The organism is Actinomyces ruminicola (assembly GCF_900103885.1).
Taxonomy (GTDB): domain Bacteria; phylum Actinomycetota; class Actinomycetes; order Actinomycetales; family Actinomycetaceae; genus Actinomyces; species Actinomyces ruminicola.
The window spans coordinates 1-18792 of sequence record NZ_FNIM01000008.1; the positions used below are offsets into that span (position 1 = coordinate 1).

15 protein-coding genes are annotated in these 18792 nt (G+C 69.7%); 13 read left to right on the forward strand and 2 right to left on the reverse strand.

Annotated features, from left to right (window positions below; all coding sequences use genetic code 11):
• Together BLR49_RS07555 and BLR49_RS13040 are read left to right on the forward strand one after the other, a co-directional pair.
• Nucleotides 1-303: transposase (locus BLR49_RS07555; protein WP_176765815.1), on the forward strand; the 303-nt coding region annotated here is incomplete at its 5' end.
• Nucleotides 304-561: 258 nt separating this feature from the next.
• A complete protein-coding gene (locus tag BLR49_RS13040; RefSeq protein ID WP_143013728.1) occupies nucleotides 562-1188 on the forward strand; it encodes a hypothetical protein in 627 nt (208 codons plus the stop codon).
• Nucleotides 1189-1226: 38 nt separating this feature from the next.
• On the opposite strand, the gene BLR49_RS07560 is transcribed toward BLR49_RS13040, so the two are convergent.
• A complete protein-coding gene (locus tag BLR49_RS07560; RefSeq protein WP_092535866.1) occupies nucleotides 1227-2480 on the reverse strand; it encodes an IS110 family RNA-guided transposase in 1254 nt (417 codons plus the stop codon).
• Nucleotides 2481-3380: 900 nt separating this feature from the next.
• On the opposite strand from BLR49_RS07560, the gene uvrC reads away from it, so the two are divergent.
• From uvrC to BLR49_RS07585, 5 genes are all read left to right on the forward strand, one after another.
• On the forward strand, nucleotides 3381-5660 hold the full coding sequence (gene uvrC / locus BLR49_RS07565; RefSeq protein WP_092535868.1) for an excinuclease ABC subunit UvrC: 2280 nt from the start codon (nucleotides 3381-3383) through the stop codon (nucleotides 5658-5660).
• A 13-nt stretch (nucleotides 5661-5673) separates the two neighbouring features.
• A complete protein-coding gene (locus tag BLR49_RS07570) occupies nucleotides 5674-6513 on the forward strand; it encodes a PRD domain-containing protein (RefSeq protein WP_092535871.1) in 840 nt (279 codons plus the stop codon).
• A gap of 203 nt (nucleotides 6514-6716) precedes the next feature.
• On the forward strand, nucleotides 6717-8600 hold the full coding sequence (locus BLR49_RS07575; RefSeq protein ID WP_092535874.1) for a beta-glucoside-specific PTS transporter subunit IIABC: 1884 nt from the start codon (nucleotides 6717-6719) through the stop codon (nucleotides 8598-8600).
• A gap of 35 nt (nucleotides 8601-8635) precedes the next feature.
• Complete coding sequence (locus tag BLR49_RS07580) at nucleotides 8636-10066, forward strand: glycoside hydrolase family 1 protein (protein ID WP_092535877.1); 1431 nt, start codon at nucleotides 8636-8638, stop codon at nucleotides 10064-10066.
• Nucleotides 10067-10137: 71 nt separating this feature from the next.
• A complete protein-coding gene (locus tag BLR49_RS07585) occupies nucleotides 10138-10800 on the forward strand; it encodes a DUF817 family protein (RefSeq protein ID WP_092535880.1) in 663 nt (220 codons plus the stop codon).
• A gap of 12 nt (nucleotides 10801-10812) precedes the next feature.
• Here BLR49_RS07585 and purT read toward each other — a convergent pair whose 3' ends face one another.
• On the reverse strand, nucleotides 10813-12057 hold the full coding sequence (gene purT, locus BLR49_RS07590; protein WP_245690549.1) for a formate-dependent phosphoribosylglycinamide formyltransferase: 1245 nt from the start codon (nucleotides 12055-12057) through the stop codon (nucleotides 10813-10815).
• 132 nt (nucleotides 12058-12189) lie between these two features.
• Here purT and rapZ point away from each other — a divergent pair, with 132 nt between their 5' ends.
• The 6 genes from rapZ (at nucleotide 12190) to tpiA (ending at nucleotide 18740) form a co-directional block, all read left to right on the forward strand.
• A complete protein-coding gene (gene rapZ / locus BLR49_RS07595) occupies nucleotides 12190-13302 on the forward strand; it encodes an RNase adapter RapZ (protein ID WP_092535886.1) in 1113 nt (370 codons plus the stop codon).
• 13 nt (nucleotides 13303-13315) lie between these two features.
• On the forward strand, nucleotides 13316-14383 hold the full coding sequence (locus BLR49_RS07600; RefSeq protein WP_092535889.1) for a gluconeogenesis factor YvcK family protein: 1068 nt from the start codon (nucleotides 13316-13318) through the stop codon (nucleotides 14381-14383).
• 52 nt (nucleotides 14384-14435) lie between these two features.
• Nucleotides 14436-15416: a DNA-binding protein WhiA gene (whiA, locus tag BLR49_RS07605; protein WP_092535892.1), complete on the forward strand. Its 981-nt coding sequence runs from the start codon at nucleotides 14436-14438 to the stop codon at nucleotides 15414-15416.
• Between the two features lie 172 nt (nucleotides 15417-15588).
• Nucleotides 15589-16596 (forward strand): type I glyceraldehyde-3-phosphate dehydrogenase, encoded by a 1008-nt coding sequence (gap, locus tag BLR49_RS07610; RefSeq protein WP_092535895.1) that lies wholly within the window; start codon nucleotides 15589-15591, stop codon nucleotides 16594-16596.
• Nucleotides 16597-16726: 130 nt separating this feature from the next.
• The gene (locus tag BLR49_RS07615; protein WP_092535898.1) at nucleotides 16727-17920 is read left to right on the forward strand and encodes a phosphoglycerate kinase; all 1194 of its coding nucleotides are present in this window, start codon (nucleotides 16727-16729) and stop codon (nucleotides 17918-17920) included.
• Nucleotides 17921-17960: 40 nt separating this feature from the next.
• Nucleotides 17961-18740, forward strand: coding sequence for a triose-phosphate isomerase (gene tpiA / locus BLR49_RS07620; protein WP_092535901.1), 780 nt, complete (start codon nucleotides 17961-17963; stop codon nucleotides 18738-18740).
• Nucleotides 18741-18792 lie beyond the last annotated feature (52 nt).

The following is an 18792-nucleotide window of genomic DNA, read 5'->3' on the forward strand; positions in this document are numbered from 1 at the left end:
GTCGAGGCTGAGCCGGACCTGACCGCGTTCGCCGCCTTCCCCAGGGAGCATTGGCAGAAGATCTGGACGGGCAACCCCATTGAACGGCTCAACCGTGAGATCAAGCGCCGCACGGACGTGGTCCAGGTCTTCCCCGACCGGGACTCCGTCACCAGACTGGTCGGTGCGGTCCTACAAGAGCAGCACGAGGAATGGCAGTACGGCGAACGCCGCTACCTATCCGAAACCTCACTACGCCGCCTCACACGGATCCTCCACGAACAAGCCGAAACCACCCACCCCATCATGGCCATCACCGCATAACCAGATCTACACCACACCAAGAGACTTGACCGTTGATATGGCGATAGGGTCCCCGCCGTGCTGCCGACGCCGCCCGGATTCGAACCATCTGACCCCGTCCTGAGCGGACAGACTGCACGGGTCGTAGCACTGGGCACTATTTCGCGCCTGTAGTTCAGCCTGCGGGCCACAGCCTTGATGCTGATGGCAGTGTCAGCAGGGGCGGCGCGGTAACGACCGCTCTCATCGGTGCGGGGTCGGTACTCCCCCACGGTGTTCATGGGGCGAGCCGTCGCCCGGCTCGCGGATCGTCACGGTGCCAGGCGCGCCGCTCTGTGCGGCATCCTCGCGAACATCGCCCTGTACACGGCATTCATCCCCACGGCAGTGGCCGCGATTGAGCGCACCAACGGCGAGCTTTCCACCGGGCAGACTCTTGGCGGAGTTGCCGGGCCCTCATTGGCGGCGCGCTGTTCGCCTCGCACGGCGCTGGCGTTGAGCACCAGTGGATTCCTGTCGAACGTTTTTGCAGGGTGCTATTCGGCAGTGCTCCCGCTGTACCTGTTGAAGGTCGTGCAACTGCCGCCGCAGGTGTACGGGCTCAACTCCACCATCAGCCTGCTGCTCGCGTGCACCGCATTTTACGGGATCGGGCTCCGAGGCTGGAACTCGAGTACTTCCAGCTCACTGCTTAGATCCGCCCATGGACCGGGACTGCATGGCATCACGACCATGTACCGGTCGATCGTCTTCGCTGGAGCGCCTCTGGGCAGCGGACTCGGAGCCTTGATGGGCTCGTTCAGCCCGGCATGGGGCGTGTTCACGGCGGGAGTCGTTACTGCCGCCTGCGGCTGTGTATCAGCCGTAATGGCGGGTGGAGACGTCGGAGCTCGGGTGCACTGCTGAGAGCGAGGATCGGGGCGAAAGTGATGCTCCTATGTGTGTCAAGCGGTGGTGAGCCATTGGTCGTAGGTGGTGGCGAGGTCGTGGTCGGGGCGTTTGCCGCGTTCGAGTTCGCTGATGCGGGCGGGCCAGGTGTGTAGGGCGGTGGCGGCTTGGGTGAGGGTGATGCCTTTGGCCTTGCGGCGTTGGCGCAGGGTGGTGTGGTCTGGTAGGGGCTGGGGGTTGGTCAGGGTCTTGTAGATCTCGCGGGTGATGGCTCTTTTGAGGCATCTGATGGCTTCTCGTTTGGTCTTGCCCCGGGAGATCAGGCGTTGGATGTAGGCGCGTGTGGCGGGGTCGTGTGTGGCGCGGTTGTGGGCGATGCGGTGGATGGCCCAGTTGGCTTGGCGGTCGCCGCCGCGGTTGAGGCGGTGACGGTGGGTGCGGCCCGAGGATGCGGGTATGGGGCAGGTGCCGGTCATGGCGGCCAGGGCGGCCTGGGAGCGGATGCGGCCGGGGTTGTCCCCGGCCAGGGACAGCAGTTCGGCTGCGACGACGGCGCCTACGCCCTTGGTGGCGCGCAGGGCCGGGTTGGCCTGTAGGGTCAGGGTGTCGAGCAGGCGGGTGTGCTGGGTGATCTCGGCGTCCAGGTCGAGCCAGCGCCGGGCCAGGCAGCCCAGGACGGCGCGCACGATCTGGTCCGGGCCCTGTTGGGGGTCGGGCTGGTCCAGGGCGGCCAGCGCGTCCAGAAGGGCCCGGTCGTCCAGGCCGCGGTAGTCCTCGCGTACGCTGGTGGGGGCGGTGATCAGTAGGTCCTTGAGCTGGCGCATGGTGTCGCCCTGGGCGCGTACGGCCTGGCGGCGGGCGTTCTTGGCGGCGCGGATCGCGATTGAGGTGCCGGTGCCGGTCTTGGGTACCGGCAGCGATCCGTCGTCCGCTGCGGCGGCGCGTGCGGCCCGGTAGGCGTCGATGGTGTCGGTCTTGCCCCTGGGGCGCTTGGGGGCGCCGGGGCGCAGGGCCTGGCGTACCTGCAGGCCCTGGGACAGTAGGTGGCTGGTCAGGGTCCTGCCGTAGGAGCCGGTGCCCTCCACCGCCACCAGTGCGAGCCGGCCGTGGCTGGTGATGAAGTCGTGCAGGTCCTGGTGGCCTGCCGGGGTGGAGGGGAACTGGCGGTCCGCCAGCGGGTGGCCCAGGGCGTCCACTATGGCCGCGTGGTGGGTGTCGGCGTGGGTGTCCACGCCGGCGAACACGCTCGCTGGCGCGTTGTTGGCGGTGCCTTGGACGCTCGCCTGGACGCGCTGCGATGTCTTTGTCATGATGGGGTCTGCCTCTCGCGCAGTATGTGGTGTGGGGGGCTGCGGCCGCCCGGGCGTGCGCGGACAAGACGTTTACGGGACGATACGTAGGATAAGTTCAGGCTCCTATTAGGTCACGCGCCGGCCCGGACGGCCGCGCTCGTCGGCGAGGCGGACAAATCACGCGCAAGGCACCACCACCGGCAGGCCAGTCAAAATGAGGGTCACGCCCCACGACGAGCACAACCAACATAAACGTCAAAAACGATGACAAAATTCGGACTCCGGTCTAGCGACGTGCTGCGAAACGCTGCTATTCCAATGATCTGTTGACCGTCGGCTGGGCACCTGGGGAGCGTTTGTCATCGATTCTGACAGTCTCCGTCGATGCTGCCTCGGCGTGTGATCGCGTCACGCCCGGAGGCTCGCTGCCACTGATGTCATGTGCCGCCAGCCCGGACAGCCCCGTCCCACTCGACGGCGGCCCCCGGAGACGGCGGCTCGTGGGGCAGACGCGCGAACTCTTGGGACTCGTGTGCCGGGGCTTGGCTGGGGCTCCAGGCGCAGGTGTTTGCCTCGGGGACACGGGTTCTGCTCGATGACACGAGTTTTGGAGGTGTGCATGGGTTATGCCCGTGTAGGTCGTCAAGAACTCGTGTTGGTGGCGTGAACTCGTGTTCATGACGGCTCCGGGCGGGCGCGTCCGCGGCCGCGTCCGGGCCCACGGCCTGGGCAACGGGGGGCCGGGCACCGCATCAACCGATCTGGGCACGTAACTTCTACCGATTTGGGCACGTGACTTCTACCGATCTCGGCGAAGGGGGCGGCGGCGAAGGGCGGGGGTCAGGCGAGGGCAGGCGAGGGCAGGCGAGGGCAGTGAGGGCCGGGGGGCACCTGGTCTCCTGCCAGTAGGCTCCTGCCATGGCCGACCCGTCCACCTACCGCCCCGCCCCCGGCGACATCCCCACGGCGCCGGGCGTGTACCGGTTCCTCGACGCCGAGGGGCGCGTCATCTACGTCGGCAAGGCCAAGAACCTGCGGGCCCGCCTGAGCAACTACTTCCAGGACCTCGCCGCCCTGCACCCGCGCACCCAGAAGATGGTGACCACCGCCTGCGCGGTGGAGTGGACGGTGGTGTCCACCGAGGTGGAGTCCCTGGCCCTGGAGTACTCCTGGATCAAGGAGTTCAACCCGCGCTTCAATGTCAAGTACAAGGATGACAAGTCCTACCCGTACCTGGCCGTCACCATGCAGGAGACCTTCCCCCGCGCCCAGATCGTGCGCGGTGCCAGGCGCCCCGGCGTGCGCTACTTCGGGCCCTTCGTGCAGGTGTGGTCCATCCGCGAGACCCTCGACCAGCTGCTGCGCGTATTCCCCATCCGCTCCTGCTCGGCCGGCGTGTTCAAGCGCGCCCACGCCTCGGGCCGCCCCTGCCTGCTGGGCTACATCGACAAGTGCTCCGCCCCCTGCGTGGGCCGCATCAGCCCCGCCGACCACCGGGCGCTGGCCGAGGACTTCTGCGCCTTCATGGCCGGACGCACCGGCCCCTACCTGCGCGAGGTGGAGGCGCAGATGCGGGCCGCGGCCCAGGCCCTCGACTTCGAGAAGGCGGCCCGCCTGCGCGACGACGCCGAGGCCCTGCGGAAGGTCATTGAGCAGAATGCGGTGGTGCTGCCGGAGGCGACCGACGTGGACGCCTTCGCCCTGGCTCGCGACGAGCTCACCGCCGCCGTCCAGGTCTTCCATGTGCGCGGCGGGCGGGTGCGCGGCCAGCGCGGCTGGGTGATCGACCTGGTTGAGGACGCCACCGACGCCGAGCTCATCGAGCGGCTGCTCCAGCAGGTCTACTCCGACCTGCTCGATCCGGCCGACGCCGCCGCCACTGCCCCCGCGGGCACCGCCGTCGGCGCCCCCGCCCGCTCCGGCCCCACCACCTCCCTCGGCGTCGGCGACCGCGCCCCCGCCGCGCCGCTGGAGCGCACCGCCCCTGAGAACGGCACCCGTACCGGGCGGCGCGAGCGCGGAGCCACCAGCGTCGACGACGTCGCCCACACCGCCACCACTGCCGTGCCGCGGGAGATCCTCGTCCCCGTGCTGCCGCCCGACGCCGCCGCCATCGGGGATCTGCTCACCGGCCTGCGCGGAGCGAAAGTGGATCTGCGCGTGCCCCTGCGCGGAGACAAGGCCGCCCTCATGGACAACGTGCGCAAGAACGCCGAGGAGGCGCTGCGCCAGCACAAGACCCGTCGCGCCGGCGACCTCACCCAGCGCTCCCAGGCGCTGGAGGAGCTCGCCGAGGCCCTGGACCTGCCCGAGGCGCCGCTGCGGGTGGAGTGCTACGACATCTCCCACACCCAGGGCACCTACCAGGTCGGCTCGATGGTCGTCTTCGAGGACGGCGCCCCCAAGAAGTCCGACTACCGCCGCTTCATCATCCGTGGCCGGGACGGCTCCGGGGTGGCGGATGACACCGCCGCCATGCACGAGGTGCTCACCCGCCGCTTCAAGCGGCTGCTCGCGGAGCAGAACAGTCCGGGGCCGGTGTCCGGCTCGGTGCCGGCCGACGTCGGTGGCGAGTATGTCGAGGAGACCGCCGACGACGCCGCTGCGCAGCGTCCCGACGGCCCGCCCGGGGATACTGCCGTCGGCGCGCAGGTCTCCGGTCCCGTGGACCCCGACACCGGTCGCCCCCGCCGGTTCTCCTACGCCCCCGGGCTCGTCGTCGTCGACGGCGGGCTGCCGCAGGTAAACGCCGCCCGGGCCGTGCTGGACGAGCTCGGCGTCGACGTGCCGCTGGTCGGCCTGGCCAAGCGCCTGGAGGAGGTGTGGGTGCCGGGGGAGGAGTTCCCGATCGTGCTGCCGCGCACCTCGCCCGCCCTGTACCTGCTGCAGTACCTGCGCGACGAGTCCCACCGCTTCGCCATCACCCACCACCGCAAGAAGCGCTCGGCGGGCATGACCCGCTCCGTGCTCGACTCCATCCCCGGCCTCGGCCCTGCCCGGCAGGCGGCGCTGCTGAAGGAGTTCGGCTCCGTCAAGCGCCTGCGGGCCGCCTCGGCCGAGCAGATCGCCGCCGTCAAGGGCATCGGCCCCGCCCTGGCCGCCACGATTAAGCAGCACCTCGCCGTCGATTCTCAAGCCGGGGCAGCTACCGGGACGGACGCGGAGACGGCCCCCGCTGCGGTACCGCCGGATCGGTGACACAATCCCGTAGGTGGAGATCCTGCGGGTGTTCAACAACAATGTGATCCTGGCGCGAGACGAGCTGGGACGCGAGGCGGTGCTGACCGGTCGCGGCCTCGGCTTCCAGCGCAAGCCGGGGCAGGACGTGGATACCGCCATGGTGGCGCGCCGCTACGTGCTGGCACAGAACGCCGAGAGCATCGGCGAGGTCATGGCCGCCATCCCGCTGGAGCGCATCGCGCTCATCGAGCGCACCTTCCGCGCCGCCGCCCGCGAGCTGGGCACCACCGTGCCCTCCTCCACGATCGTGGCGGTGGTCGACCACGTCAACCAGGCCATGGAGCGCGTGGCCGCGGGCATCGTCATGGACTACCCGCTGCGCGCCGAGGCCGCCCACCTGCACCCCCACGAGCTGCACCTGGCCGAGCGCATGGTGGCCGAGCTCAACCGCGCCCAGGAGATCCAGCTGCCCGACGGCGAGGCGGTCGCCCTGGCCCTGCACCTGTTCACCGCGGCGATCGGCGCGCCCTCCACTCAGGAGGCAGTCGCCCAGTCCCGGCTGATCCGCCAGATCATGGACCTGCTGGTGAGCACCTACGGGGATGACCTCGACATCGAGTCCGTCAACGCGGCCCGCTTCATCGCCCACCTGCGCTATTTCCTCGCCCGCGCCCGCACCAACCAGGTGGAGGACGGGATCGCCGTGACCGTCGCGCGAGTGCTACGCCGCGACCGGCCGCGCGCCTACCAGGTAGCTCTGCGCGTCAAGGAGCTGCTGGAACTGCGGCTGGGGCTGACCGTCTCCGACGACGAGACCGCCTACCTGACCATGCACGTCGCCCGCCTGGAGGCCGGCATCGGCCGCACCTAATACTGTGACCAAGGGCATACCCGGTGTTCCCTGTTCGGGTCACGGAGAATGCGGCTAGAGTTCTACCGAGCCCCGCTCGGGGCCCAGGATTGTGACCCGCAAGGGGCAAGACCTGAGACGGTTTCGCAGACCACTGCGTTGCCGGCTCGGGTCTTTTTTGTTTTCCCGGCCGCTTGCGGGACACGGGATCGAGGAGGATCTACATGGCAAAGACCAACTACGCGGAGTTGGCGCCGGACCTGCTGGACAAGGTCGGCGGGCAGGACAACGTCAGCTCGCTCTCCCACTGCGCCACCCGGTTGCGCTTCGTCCTCAAGGACGAGTCCAAGGCCGGCACCGACGCGATCAAGGACACCTCCGGTGTTGTGACCGTGGTGCAGGCAGGCGGCCAGTACCAGGTGGTGATTGGCAATGACGTGCCCGAGGTGTACGCCGAACTCATGAAGCTGCTTGGGCCCGTCGTCGGCGACGACGACGCCCCGGCCGAGCGGAAGAACCCACTGGACGCCTTCATCGCCCTGGTCTCCGGCATCTTCTCCCCGATGCTGTGGACCCTGGCGGGAACCGGTCTGTTCAAGGCCTTCCTGACCATGTTCGTCACCTTCGGCTGGCTGAAGGAGGGCACCGATGGCTATACCGTGCTGTACGCCGCCTCCGACGCCTTCATGAACTTCCTGCCCATCATCCTGGCGGTGACGGCGGCGCGTCACTTCAAGGCCAACCAGTTCACCGCCATGGCCATCGCCGGCGCCCTGGTGTACCCGTCGATCATTGCTCTCAACGACGGCGGCACCCACAGCTTCTTCGGCATCCCGCTGGTCATGATGAGCTACACCAGCTCCGTCATCCCGATCATCGTTGCGGTGTGGGCGCAGAGCCATTTGGAACGGTTCTTGATGAAGGTGATCCCCAGTGCCTTCCGCAACTTCATGACGCCCTGGCTGACCGTCCTCATCATGGTGCCGCTGACGCTGCTCACCATCGGCCCGGCCACCACCTACCTCGCCAATGGTATTGCTGCCGCCGTCCAGTGGCTGTTCAACACGGTGCCGCTCCTGGGCGGCGCCATTATGGGCGGCCTGTGGCAGGTCTTCGTCATCTTCGGTCTGCACTGGGGCTTCGTGCCCATCATGACCCAGGAGATCACCACCAACGGCTTCTCCGTCATGACCGGCCCGCTCGTCGCTCCCGTACTCGCCCAGGCCGCGGCCGGCCTGGCCGTCATGCTGCGCACCCGCGACCGCAAGACTCGCGAGATGGCCGGTCCGGCCTCGCTGTCCGGCTTCCTCGCCGGCGTCACCGAGCCCATCATCTACGGTGTCAACCTGCCCCGTAAGCTCCCCTTCTACTTCGGTGTCGTGGGTGGCGCCATCGGTGGCGCCCTGGGCGCCATCGCCGGCGGCCGCACCACGTCCGCGGGCGTGTTCCCCTCCATCATTGGCCTGCCCGCCTGGCTGTCCACACCCAACTTCCCGCTCTTCCTCTTCGGCGTGATCCTGGCTGTGGTGATCGCCTTCCTGCTCACCTTCTTCTTCGGCGTTAAGGATGACCCTGACGCGGTAGCCGCCGACCAGGACGACGACGTCTCCGCCCCGTCCGCCACGGGTGCGACCGCTCCGGCCGCCGACGTCGACGTGTTCCTGGTCGCCCCGCTGCCCGGCCGCGTGATCGCCGTCGAGGACATTCCCGACCCGGTGTTCTCCTCAGGCGTCATGGGGCAGGGCGTCGGCATCATCCCCACCTCCGGCCGCGTGGTCGCCCCCGTGGCGGGCGAGGTCGTGGTCACGGTGGACTCGGGCCACGCCATCGGGCTCAAGACCGACGACGGCGTGGAGGTGCTGGTCCACGTCGGCATAGACACCGTGAACATGGAGGGCAGTGGCTTCACTCAGCACGTGTCCAAGGGGCAGCACGTGGAGGCCGGCGAGCTGCTGCTCGAGGCGGACCTGGCCACCATTGAGGCGGCCGGACACTCCACCGCCACCGCCGTGCTCGTCACCAACTCCGCCAACCACAAGGCCGTCACTACTCCCGCGGTCGGCAGTGCAGTCGACGCCGGTGACAACGTCATCGTGGTCAGCAAGTGAACGGCGCCCCCAAGACCCACGAGAAAGGACATTCCATGACCACCTCAACCACTCCCGCCACCTTCCCCGACGACTTCCTGTGGGGCGGGGCGCTGGCCGCCAACCAGTACGAGGGCGCCTACGACGCCGACGGCAAGGGCCTGAGCGTGCAGGACGTCATGCCCCAGGGCATCGTCGGCCCCCGCACCGAGGCCCCCACCCCGGACAACCTCAAGCTGGTGGGCATCGACTTCTACCACCGCTACAAGGAGGACATCGCGCTGCTCGCCCAGATGGGCTTCAAGGTCTTCCGCTTCTCGATCGCCTGGTCGCGCATCTTCCCCAAGGGGGATGAGACCGAGCCGAACGAGGCGGGCCTGGCCTTCTACGACCGCGTCCTGGACGAGCTCGAGAAGTACGGCATCGAGCCGTTGGTGACGATCAGCCACTACGAGACCCCGCTGCACCTGGCCGAGGCGTACAACGGCTGGGCCGACCGGCGCATGATCGGCTTCTTCGAGCGCTACGCCCGCACCCTGTTCGAGCGCTACGGCAAGCGGGTGAAGTACTGGCTCACCTTCAACGAGATCAACTCCGTGCTCCACGAGCCCTTCATGTCCGGAGGCATCAACACGCCCAAGGACCAGCTGCGCGAGCAGGACCTGTACCAGGCGATCCACCACGAGCTGGTGGCCTCCGCCTCCGTCACCCGCATCGCCCACGAGGTCAACCCCGACCTCAAGGTCGGCTGCATGATCCTGGCGATCCCCTTCTACCCGCTCACCCCGGACCCGCGGGACGTGTGGGCCGCCAAGCAGGCCGAGCGCGACAACTACGCCTTCGGCGATGTGCACGTGCGCGGCACCTACCCGGGCTACTTCCTGCGCAAGCTGCGGGACAAGGGGGTGGAGCTGGACATCACCGCGGAGGACCGGCGCACGCTGGCCGAGCACACGGTCGACTTCGTGTCCTTCTCCTACTACATGTCCTCCTGCGAGACGGCGACCCAGGAGCGCGAGTCCGGCGGCGGCAACCTCATGGGCGGGGTGGTCAACCCCACCCTGGAGGTGTCCCAGTGGGGCTGGGCCATCGATCCCCGCGGCCTGCGCACCATCCTGAACGACTACTGGGACCGCTGGGGCAAGCCCCTGTTCATCGTGGAGAACGGCCTGGGCGCCCGCGACGAGCTGGTCACCGGCCCCGATGGGATCCCGACCGTTGAGGACGACTACCGCATCGACTACATGAACGACCACCTGGTGCAGGTGCGGGAGGCCATCGCCGACGGCGTGCAGGTCATGGGCTACACCTCCTGGGGCTGCATCGACTGCGTGTCCGCCTCCACCGCCCAGCTGTCCAAGCGCTACGGCTTCGTCTACGTGGACCGCAACGACGACGGCACCGGGACCCTGGCCCGTTACCGCAAGCGCTCCTTCGGCTGGTACCGGGACGTGATCGCCTCGAACGGTGCGACCCTGAAGGCCTGAACGACCGGATCGGCAGCAACGGCCGCAGCGGACTCGCGGCGCGCACACCGGGCACCGGATAATCTGTGCCGATGCCCGAAGCACGCGCCCCGTTGAGTCGGCTGCGGCTGCTGCCGCTGCGGCTGGTCCAGTTCACCGCTGTCCAGCTGGCCTGCTGCGCCTTCCCGATCGCGGTCTTCCTCGGCATGGCCGCCTCCGTGCTCGTCTGGAACCGCGTGGACATGCCCCTGGCCAGGTACGACGCGCTGCTCATCTACGTGCTGGTGGTGCAGCTAGCCTTCGTGGCGCTGAGGCTGGAGACCTGGAGGGAGCTGGCCGTCATCTGCGCCTTCCACCTGATCGGCCTGGCCCTGGAGGTGTTCAAGGTGCGCGTCGGGTCCTGGACCTATCCGGAGGCCGGGGTGGTGCGCCTGGGCGGGGTGCCGATCTTCTCCGGCTTCATGTACGCGTCGGTGGGCGGGGACCGCTACCGCATGCCCACCGCCGTGTCGTTCCTGCTCATCGGCGTATTCCTGTGGCTGGCTGAGAACCTGGGCACCTTCCTCAATGCCTGGCGCTATCCGGACCAACAGGCCGGGTGGCACCTGGTGCATGTGGGCAAGCTCGGCAGCTGGGCGCTGCTGGTCACCCTGAGCTTCGTGCTGGTGGCCGCGGTCAAGGCCGAGGAGGGCGTGCTCTACGGGGACGGCGAAGCGCGTGTCTCTGCGCCGCCGCGGACCCGCCGAACCCGCTGACGTCTCCCGCGTTCACTCCTCGGAGCGCGACACGGCGATGGCCGCGGCCGCCGCCCGCGCCCGCTCGCGCGCGGCCTCGACGTCGTCGGCTGTGGCGACGGCGACCCCCATGCGGCGTCCCGGATGCGCGTCGGGCTTGCCGAACAGGCGCACGTCGCTGCCCGGCACCGCCAGTGCCTCGGCGACGCCCCGGTAGGTCGCCCCGGTGTCGGCCCCGCACTCGACGGGCGACTTGACGACGGCGGAGGCGCCGGGGGAGCGCAGCGCCGTGTCCACCGGCAGCCCCAGCAGCGCCCGGGCGTGCAGCTCGAACTCGCTCAGCCGCTGGCTCGCCATGGTGACCATGCCGGTGTCGTGCGGCCGGGGGGAGACCTCCGAGAACAGCACCTCCTGGCCGCAGATGAACAGTTCCACGCCGAACAGGCCCCAGCCCCCGAGCGCCCCGGTGACCGCCGCGGCCACCTCCTGCGCGCGCCGCAGCGCCGGCTGGGGCAGCGGGTGTGGCTGCCAGGACTCCACGTAGTCGCCGTCGACCTGCCGGTGTCCGACCGGCTCGCAGAAGGAGGTGACGGTCTCACCGGTGCGCGGGTCGCGGGAGCGGACCGTGAGCAGGGTGATCTCGGAGTCGAAGTCGACGAAGCCCTCCACGATCACCCGGCCCCGGTCCACCCTCCCCTCCGCGGCGGCCAGGCGCCAGGCGGCCGCCACGTCGTCGGGGCCGCGCAGTAAGGACTGGCCGTGCCCGGAGGATGACATCACCGGCTTGACGATGCACGGATAGCCGACCTGCTCGGCCCCGGCGGCCAGCTCCGCGGCGGAGGAGGCGAAGGCGTAGGGGCTCGTGGGCAGGCCGAGCTCCTCCGCGGCCAGCCTGCGGATGCCCTCCCGGTCCATGGTCAGTCGGGCGGCGCGCGCCGTCGGCACCACCCGCACCCGCCCGGTGTCCTCCAGGGTCACCAGCGCATCGGTGGCCAGCGCCTCGATCTCCGGGACGACGATCTGCGCCCCGGTCGACTCAATCGCCGCAGTCAGAGCCGCCGGGTCGGACATGTCCACGGTCAGGGCGTGATGGGCGACCTGCTGCGCGGGAGCACCCGCGTAGCGGTCAATGGCGGTTACCTCCACGCCCAGGCGCATGAGCGCGATCGTCACCTCCTTGCCGAGTTCGCCGGAGCCGAGCAGCACCACCCTGGTTGCCGACGGCGTCCCCGGGGTGCCGAGACCGGCTGCGGGGGTGGGGGATTGGGATGCGGTCACGGTCGCCTCCAAGTCGATGCGTGCGCCGGGCGCGGTCGCGCCCGGGCGGTTCGGCGCCGCGGCGCCGAGTGCTGCTACCACGCTACCGAAACTCCACGCGCCCATCACAGCCGGTTGTGCCATGCTGGGGGCATGGATGCACTGGACCGAACCGACCCCGGCCGCGCGTCGGCCGAAGGCCGCGGCCCCAACCAGATCCCCCCGTCGGTCCCCGTCGGCGGTTCCCGGTCAGCCACCCCGCTTCCCGCGGGCGTGCCCCCGCGGCGGCCGGTGCGCCACGCCGCCGGAGCGGAGACGACGGACTCGGCCCGCAACCCGGTCAAGGACACGGTTCCGCGCGGCATCCCGGCCATTGATGAGGCGGCGGCCCCGGTGCCGCCGGCCAAGCGGCCGGAGATGATCATCGTCACCGGCATGTCCGGTGCAGGGCGCTCTCGGGCCGCCAACGCCCTGGAGGATCTCGACTGGTACGTGGTCGACAACCTGCCCCCGCAGCTGCTGCCGGCGCTGGCCGGCATGATGACCACCGTCGGGGCGGGCGTGCACCGACTGGCCGCCGTCGTCGATGTGCGCAGCCGCGAGTTCTTCGCCTCCTTCATGCAGTACCTGGGGCAGCTGCGCGACGGCGGCGTCGACGTGCGCCTGATCTTCCTGGACGCCTCCGACGCCGTCCTCATCCGCCGCTTCGAGTCCTCCCGCCGCCCCCACCCGCTGCAGGGAACCGGCTCCATCCTGGACGGCATCGAGCACGAGCGCACGCTCCTGGCGGGGCTCAAGGGCACCGCCGACGAGGTCATCAACACCACCGACTACTCGGTGCACGACCTGGCCCGCCGCATCCGCGAGCTGGTCGCGCACGAGTCCGACCTGGCCCTGCGGGTAACGGTCATGTCCTTCGGGTTCAAGTACGGCCTGCCGATGGACGCCGACCACGTCCTGGACGTGCGCTTCATCCCCAACCCCTACTGGGTTACGGAGCTGCGGCATCTGACCGGGCGGGACGCCCCCGTGGCCGAGTACGTGTTCCAGCAGGACGGTGCGGCCGCCTTCGTCGACGGCTACGTTAACCTGCTGATTCCGGCGCTGCCCCGCTATGTCGACGAGCTGAAGCCAAATGTCACCATCGCGGTGGGCTGCACCGGCGGCAAGCACCGCTCGGTCGCCTCCGCCGAACGAATCGCCGCGAGCCTACGGGCCGTCGGCTTCAAGGTCTCGGTGCAGCACCGGGACCTGGGCAGGGAGTGAGGCGGATATGAGCATGACGCCGAGCGACCAGCGGAGCGCGGCTCCGAGTCAGGACGCCGACACCGCCACCCGGACGGCCCGCGCCACCATAGACGCCGCCGGCTGGCGCCGACGCGGGGAGGAGGGGCCGGCAGTAGTAGCCCTCGGCGGCGGGCACGGCCTGTCCGCCACGCTGCGGGCCCTGCGCCACGTCACCCACCGGCTCACGGCCGTGGTCACCGTCGCCGACGACGGCGGTTCCTCCGGGCGCCTGCGCCGCGAGTTCGACTGCCTGCCGCCCGGGGACCTGCGCATGGCCCTGGCGGCCCTCACCGACGAGACCGAGTGGGGACTGACCTGGCGCGACGTGCTGCAGCACCGCTTCTCCGGCGAGGGTGAGCTGGACAACCACGCCCTGGGCAACCTGCTGATCCTGGCGCTGTGGCAGCTGCTCGGCGACGAGGTCGAGGGGCTGGACTGGGTGGGTCGGCTGCTGAGCATTCACGGCCGTGTCATCCCCATGAGCGCCTCCCCGCTGGTGATCGAGGCGGATATCGTCGACGGCGACCACCGTCAGCGCGTCTCCGGCCAGGTCGCCGTCGCCACCACCCGCGGCCGCATGGAGCACGTGCGCGTGGTCCCCGAGGACGCCGACGCCCACCCCGAGGCGATCCGCGCCATCGACGCCGCCGACTGGGTGATCCTGGGCCCCGGCTCCTGGTACACCTCCGTGCTGCCGCACCTGATCCTGCCGTCCATGCGTCGGGCGCTGGTGAGCACGCGCGCCCGCAAGCTCGTGGTGCTGAACCTGTCGGCCCAGAGCGGCGAGACCGACGACATGACCGTGGCCGACCACCTGCGCGTCCTGGCCGACTACGCCCCCGAGCTGCGCCTGGACGTGGTCGTCGCCGACCCCAGCGTGGTCGAGGACGTCGCCGACCTGGAGGCCGTAGCCGCATCCATGGGGGCGGTGCTCGTGCTGCGGCAGGTGCGCACCGGGGACGCGCTGTGCCACCATGACCCGTTGCGGCTGGCAGCCGTCTTCCGCGACGCCTTCGACGGCGTCGTGGGGGACATCACCTCGCCGCCGCGCGGGGCCTGACCGCCCCGCACAACTAACCATCTCACCCGCCACAGGACCAGGAGCACCACCAATGTCGCTGACGGTGACCGTCAAGGACGAGCTCGCACGCGTGACCACCGACAACGCCGCTCAGAGGCGTGCCGAGGTGGCCTCCATGCTGCGCTTCGCCGGCGGCCTGCACCTCGTGTCCGGCCGCATCGTCGTCGAGGCGGAACTCGACCACGGCGGCGCCGTGCGGCGGCTGCACCGCGACCTGCGGGAGCTGTTCGGCATGACCCCCGAAGTACTGGTCGTGCAGGCCGGCTCGCTGCACCGCGGCAGCCGCTACGTGCTGCGCGTGGCCGACCGGGGCCGGGACCTGGCCCGGCTGACCGGCCTGGTGGACGCCCACGGGCGCCCGGTGCGCGGCATGCCCGTCGCCGTCGTCCAGGGCGGCCGCAACGCCTCGGCGGCCGCCTGGCGCGGCGCCTTCCTGGCCCGCGGCTCGCTGACCGAGCCCGGTCGCTCCTCGGCCCTGGAGGTCACCTGCCCGGGCAGCGAGGCCGCGCTCGCCCTGGTCGGCGCCGCCCGCCGCTTCGAAGTGGCCGCCAAGGCCCGGGAGGTGCGCGGTGCCGACCGGGTGGTGGTGCGCGACGGCGAGGCGATCAGCGTCCTGCTGCAGCGGATGGGGGCGGTGGAGGCGAACGCCATCTGGGTGGAACGGCGCTCCCGGCGTGAGACTCGCGGCACCGCCAACCGCCTGGCCAACTTCGACGACGCGAACCTGCGGCGCTCGGTGCGCGCCGCCGTCACCTCCGGCGCCCGGGTGGAGCGCGCCTTCGAGATCCTGGGCGACGACGTGCCCGAGCACCTGGTGCAGGCAGGCCGGCTGCGCATCCAGAACAAGCAGGCCAGCCTGGAGGAGCTCGGCCGCATGGCCGATCCGCAGCTGACCAAGGACGCGGTGGCCGGGCGCATCCGCCGCCTACTGGCCATGGCGGACAAGCGCGCCCACGAGCTGGGCATCCCGGACACCGAGTCGGTGCTCACCCAGGACATGCTCGACATGTGAGATGTATCCGCGTGTTCGCCCGTGGCGTGCCCGAACCCGCACGGCGGCAGACGTGTGAGGCTAGACTCGACCTGCCGGATCGGACGGGGGACTCCCCACGAAGGCCGGGGCACACCATGTGTGCAGCAAGCTACGAGTACGTGCGCCCACTGGCGCACTAGGAGGACACAAAGTGACCACCCGCGTTGGTATCAACGGCTTCGGCCGCATCGGCCGCAACTTCTTCCGCGCCGCCCTCGAGCAGGGCGCCGACTTCGAGGTCGTGGCCGTCAACGACCTGACCGACATCAAGACCCTCGCCCACCTCCTGAAGTTCGACTCCATCATGGGCCGCCTCGCCGCCGAGGTCACCTACGACGAGCAGAACATCATCGTCGATGGCAAGCCGATCCGCGTCCTGGCCGAGCGCGAGCCCGGCAACCTGCCCTGGGCGGACCTGGGCGTCGACGTCGTCGTGGAGTCCACCGGCTTCTTCACCGACGCCACCAAGGCCAAGGCTCACATCGACGCCGGCGCCAAGAAGGTCGTCATCTCCGCCCCGGCGAAGAACGAGGACGGCACCTTCGTGGTCGGCGTGAACGAGCAGGACTACGACACCACCAAGCACAACATCATCTCGAACGCCTCCTGCACCACCAACTGCCTCGCCCCCCTGGCGAAGGTGCTGGACGAGGCCTTCGGCATCGAGAACGGCCTGATGGTCACGGTTCACGCCTACACCGGTGACCAGCGCATCCACGACGCCCCGCACAAGGACCTGCGTCGCGCCCGCGCCGCCGCCCTCAACATCGTCCCCACCTCCACCGGTGCCGCCCGCGCCGTCGCCCTCGTCCTCCCGCAGCTCAAGGGCAAGCTGGACGGCTACGCCATGCGCGTGCCGGTCCCGACCGGCTCGGTCACGGACCTGACCTTCAAGCCCGCCAAGCCGGCCACCGTGGAGGAGATCAACGCCGCCGTCAAGGCCGCCGCCGAGGGCCCGCTCAAGGGTGTTCTGGCCTACTCCGAGGAGGACCTGGTCTCCACCGACATCGTCGGCGACTCGCACTCCTCCATCTTCGACTCCAAGCTGACCAAGGTGCAGGGCGACCAGGTCAAGGTCGTCTCCTGGTACGACAACGAGTGGGGCTACTCCAACCGCCTGGTCCAGCTCACCGCCCTCGTCTGCGAGAAGCTCGCCTGAGCTCGGGCAGACACAAGTCCTCACATTGTGAGCACCTGACGGACGCCCGCGCACGCCACCCGCGTGCGCGGGCGTCCGCCCGTTCATCCCAGTCAACACACTCAATCCCATCTCAACACTGCGAGGTTCCATGAAGACCATCGAGTCCCTGGGCGATCTGCAGGGCAAGCGCGTCCTGGTCCGCTCCGACTTCAACGTTCCGCTCGACGACGACAAGAACATCACCGACGACGGCCGCATCCGCGCCGCCCTGCCGACCCTCAAGACGCTGCTCGACGCCGGCGCCAAGGTCATCGTGGCCGCCCACCTGGGCCGTCCCAAGGGCAAGGTCAACCCCGACTTCTCGCTCGCCCCGGTCGCCACGCGGCTGGCCGAACTGGCCGGCGTGAAGGTCACGCTGGCCGAGGACACCGTGGGTGAGAGCGCCAAGGCCGCCGTCGCCGCCCTGGAGCCCGGCAACATCGTCCTGCTCGAGAACGTGCGTTTCAACGCCGCCGAGACCTCCAAGGACGACGCCGAGCGCGCCGCCTTCGCCGAGCAGCTCGCCGCCCTGGCCGACGTGTTCGTCTCCGACGGCTTCGGCGTCGTGCACCGCAAGCAGGCCTCCGTCTACGACGTGGCCCGTATCCTTCCGGCCGCCTCCGGGCTGCTGGTCGCCAAGGAGATCGAGTCCCTCGGCAGGGCCGTCAACAACCCCGAGCGGCCCTACACCGTGGTGCTGGGCGGCTCCAAGGTCTCCGACAAGCTCGGCGTCATCGCCAACCTGCTGGGCAAGGCCGACCGTCTCCTGATCGGCGGCGGCATGGCCTACACCTTCCTCGCCGCCCAGGGCTACGAGGTAGGCACCTCCCTGCTGGAGCAGGACCAGATCGACACCGTCAAGGGCTACCTGGCCACCGCCAAGGCCAACGGCGTGGAGCTGCTCCTGCCCGTCGACACCGTCGTCGCCCCCGAGTTCAAGCCGGACGCCCCGGCCACGGTCGTCGCCGCCGACGCCATTCCCGCCGACCAGATGGGTCTGGACATCGGTCCCAAGACCCGGGAGCTGTTCGCCCAGGCGATCGCCACCTCCAAGACTGTCGTCTGGAACGGCCCCATGGGCGTGTTCGAGTTCCCGGCCTTCGCCGAGGGCACCAAGGCGGTCGCCGAGGCGATCTCCTCCTCCGACGCCTTCTCCGTGATCGGTGGCGGTGACTCCGCCGCGGCCGTGCGCACGCTTGGCTTCGACGAGTCCACCTTCTCCCACATCTCCACCGGGGGCGGCGCCTCCCTGGAGCTGCTGGAGGGCAAGACGCTGCCCGGCATCGCGGTCCTCGAGGACTGACGGCCCCAACCAATTCCATCCCACATTAAGGAAGCGCATTATGAGCAACCGCACCCCGCTGATGGCGGGCAACTGGAAGATGAACCTCGATCACCTCGAGGCCAACCACCTGGTGCAGGGCCTGGCCATGGCCCTGAGCGATGCCGGCCACGACTACTCCAAGTGCGAGGTCCTGGTCATTCCGCCGTTCACGGACATCCGCTCGGTCCAGACGGTGGTCGAGGCCGACGGGCTCGACATCAAGTACGGCGCCCAGGACGTGTCCATCCACGACAACGGCGCCTACACCGGTGAGATCTCCACCTCCATGCTCACCAAGCTCGGCTGCACCTACGTGGTCATGGGCCACTCCGAGCGCCGCGAGTACCACAACGAGTCCGACGAGCTGGTCGGCGCCAAGGCCCGCAAGGTCCTGGACGCCGGCATGACCCCGATCCTGTGCTGTGGCGAGGCCCTCGAGGTCCGCAAGGCCGGCACCCACGTGGAGTTCGTGCTCGCCCAGATCCGTGCCGCGCTGGCCGGCTGGTCCGCCGAGGACGTCGCCAAGATCGTCATCGCCTACGAGCCCATCTGGGCCATTGGCACCGGCGAGACCGCCACCGCCGCCGACGCCCAGGAGGTGTGCGGCGCCATCCGTGAGGCCCTGCGCGCCGACTACGGCGACGCCACCGCCGAGGCCACCCGCATCCTCTACGGCGGCTCCGCCAAGCCCGCCAACATCAAGGAGCTCATGGCCGAGGCCGACATCGACGGCGCCCTCGTCGGCGGCGCCTCGCTGAAGGCGGACTCCTTCGCGCAGATGGCCGGGTTCTACGCCTGACCCGGGGGCCAGGCATGCCGGCTGATCGACCTGCCTGATCCTGCTGCGAGCA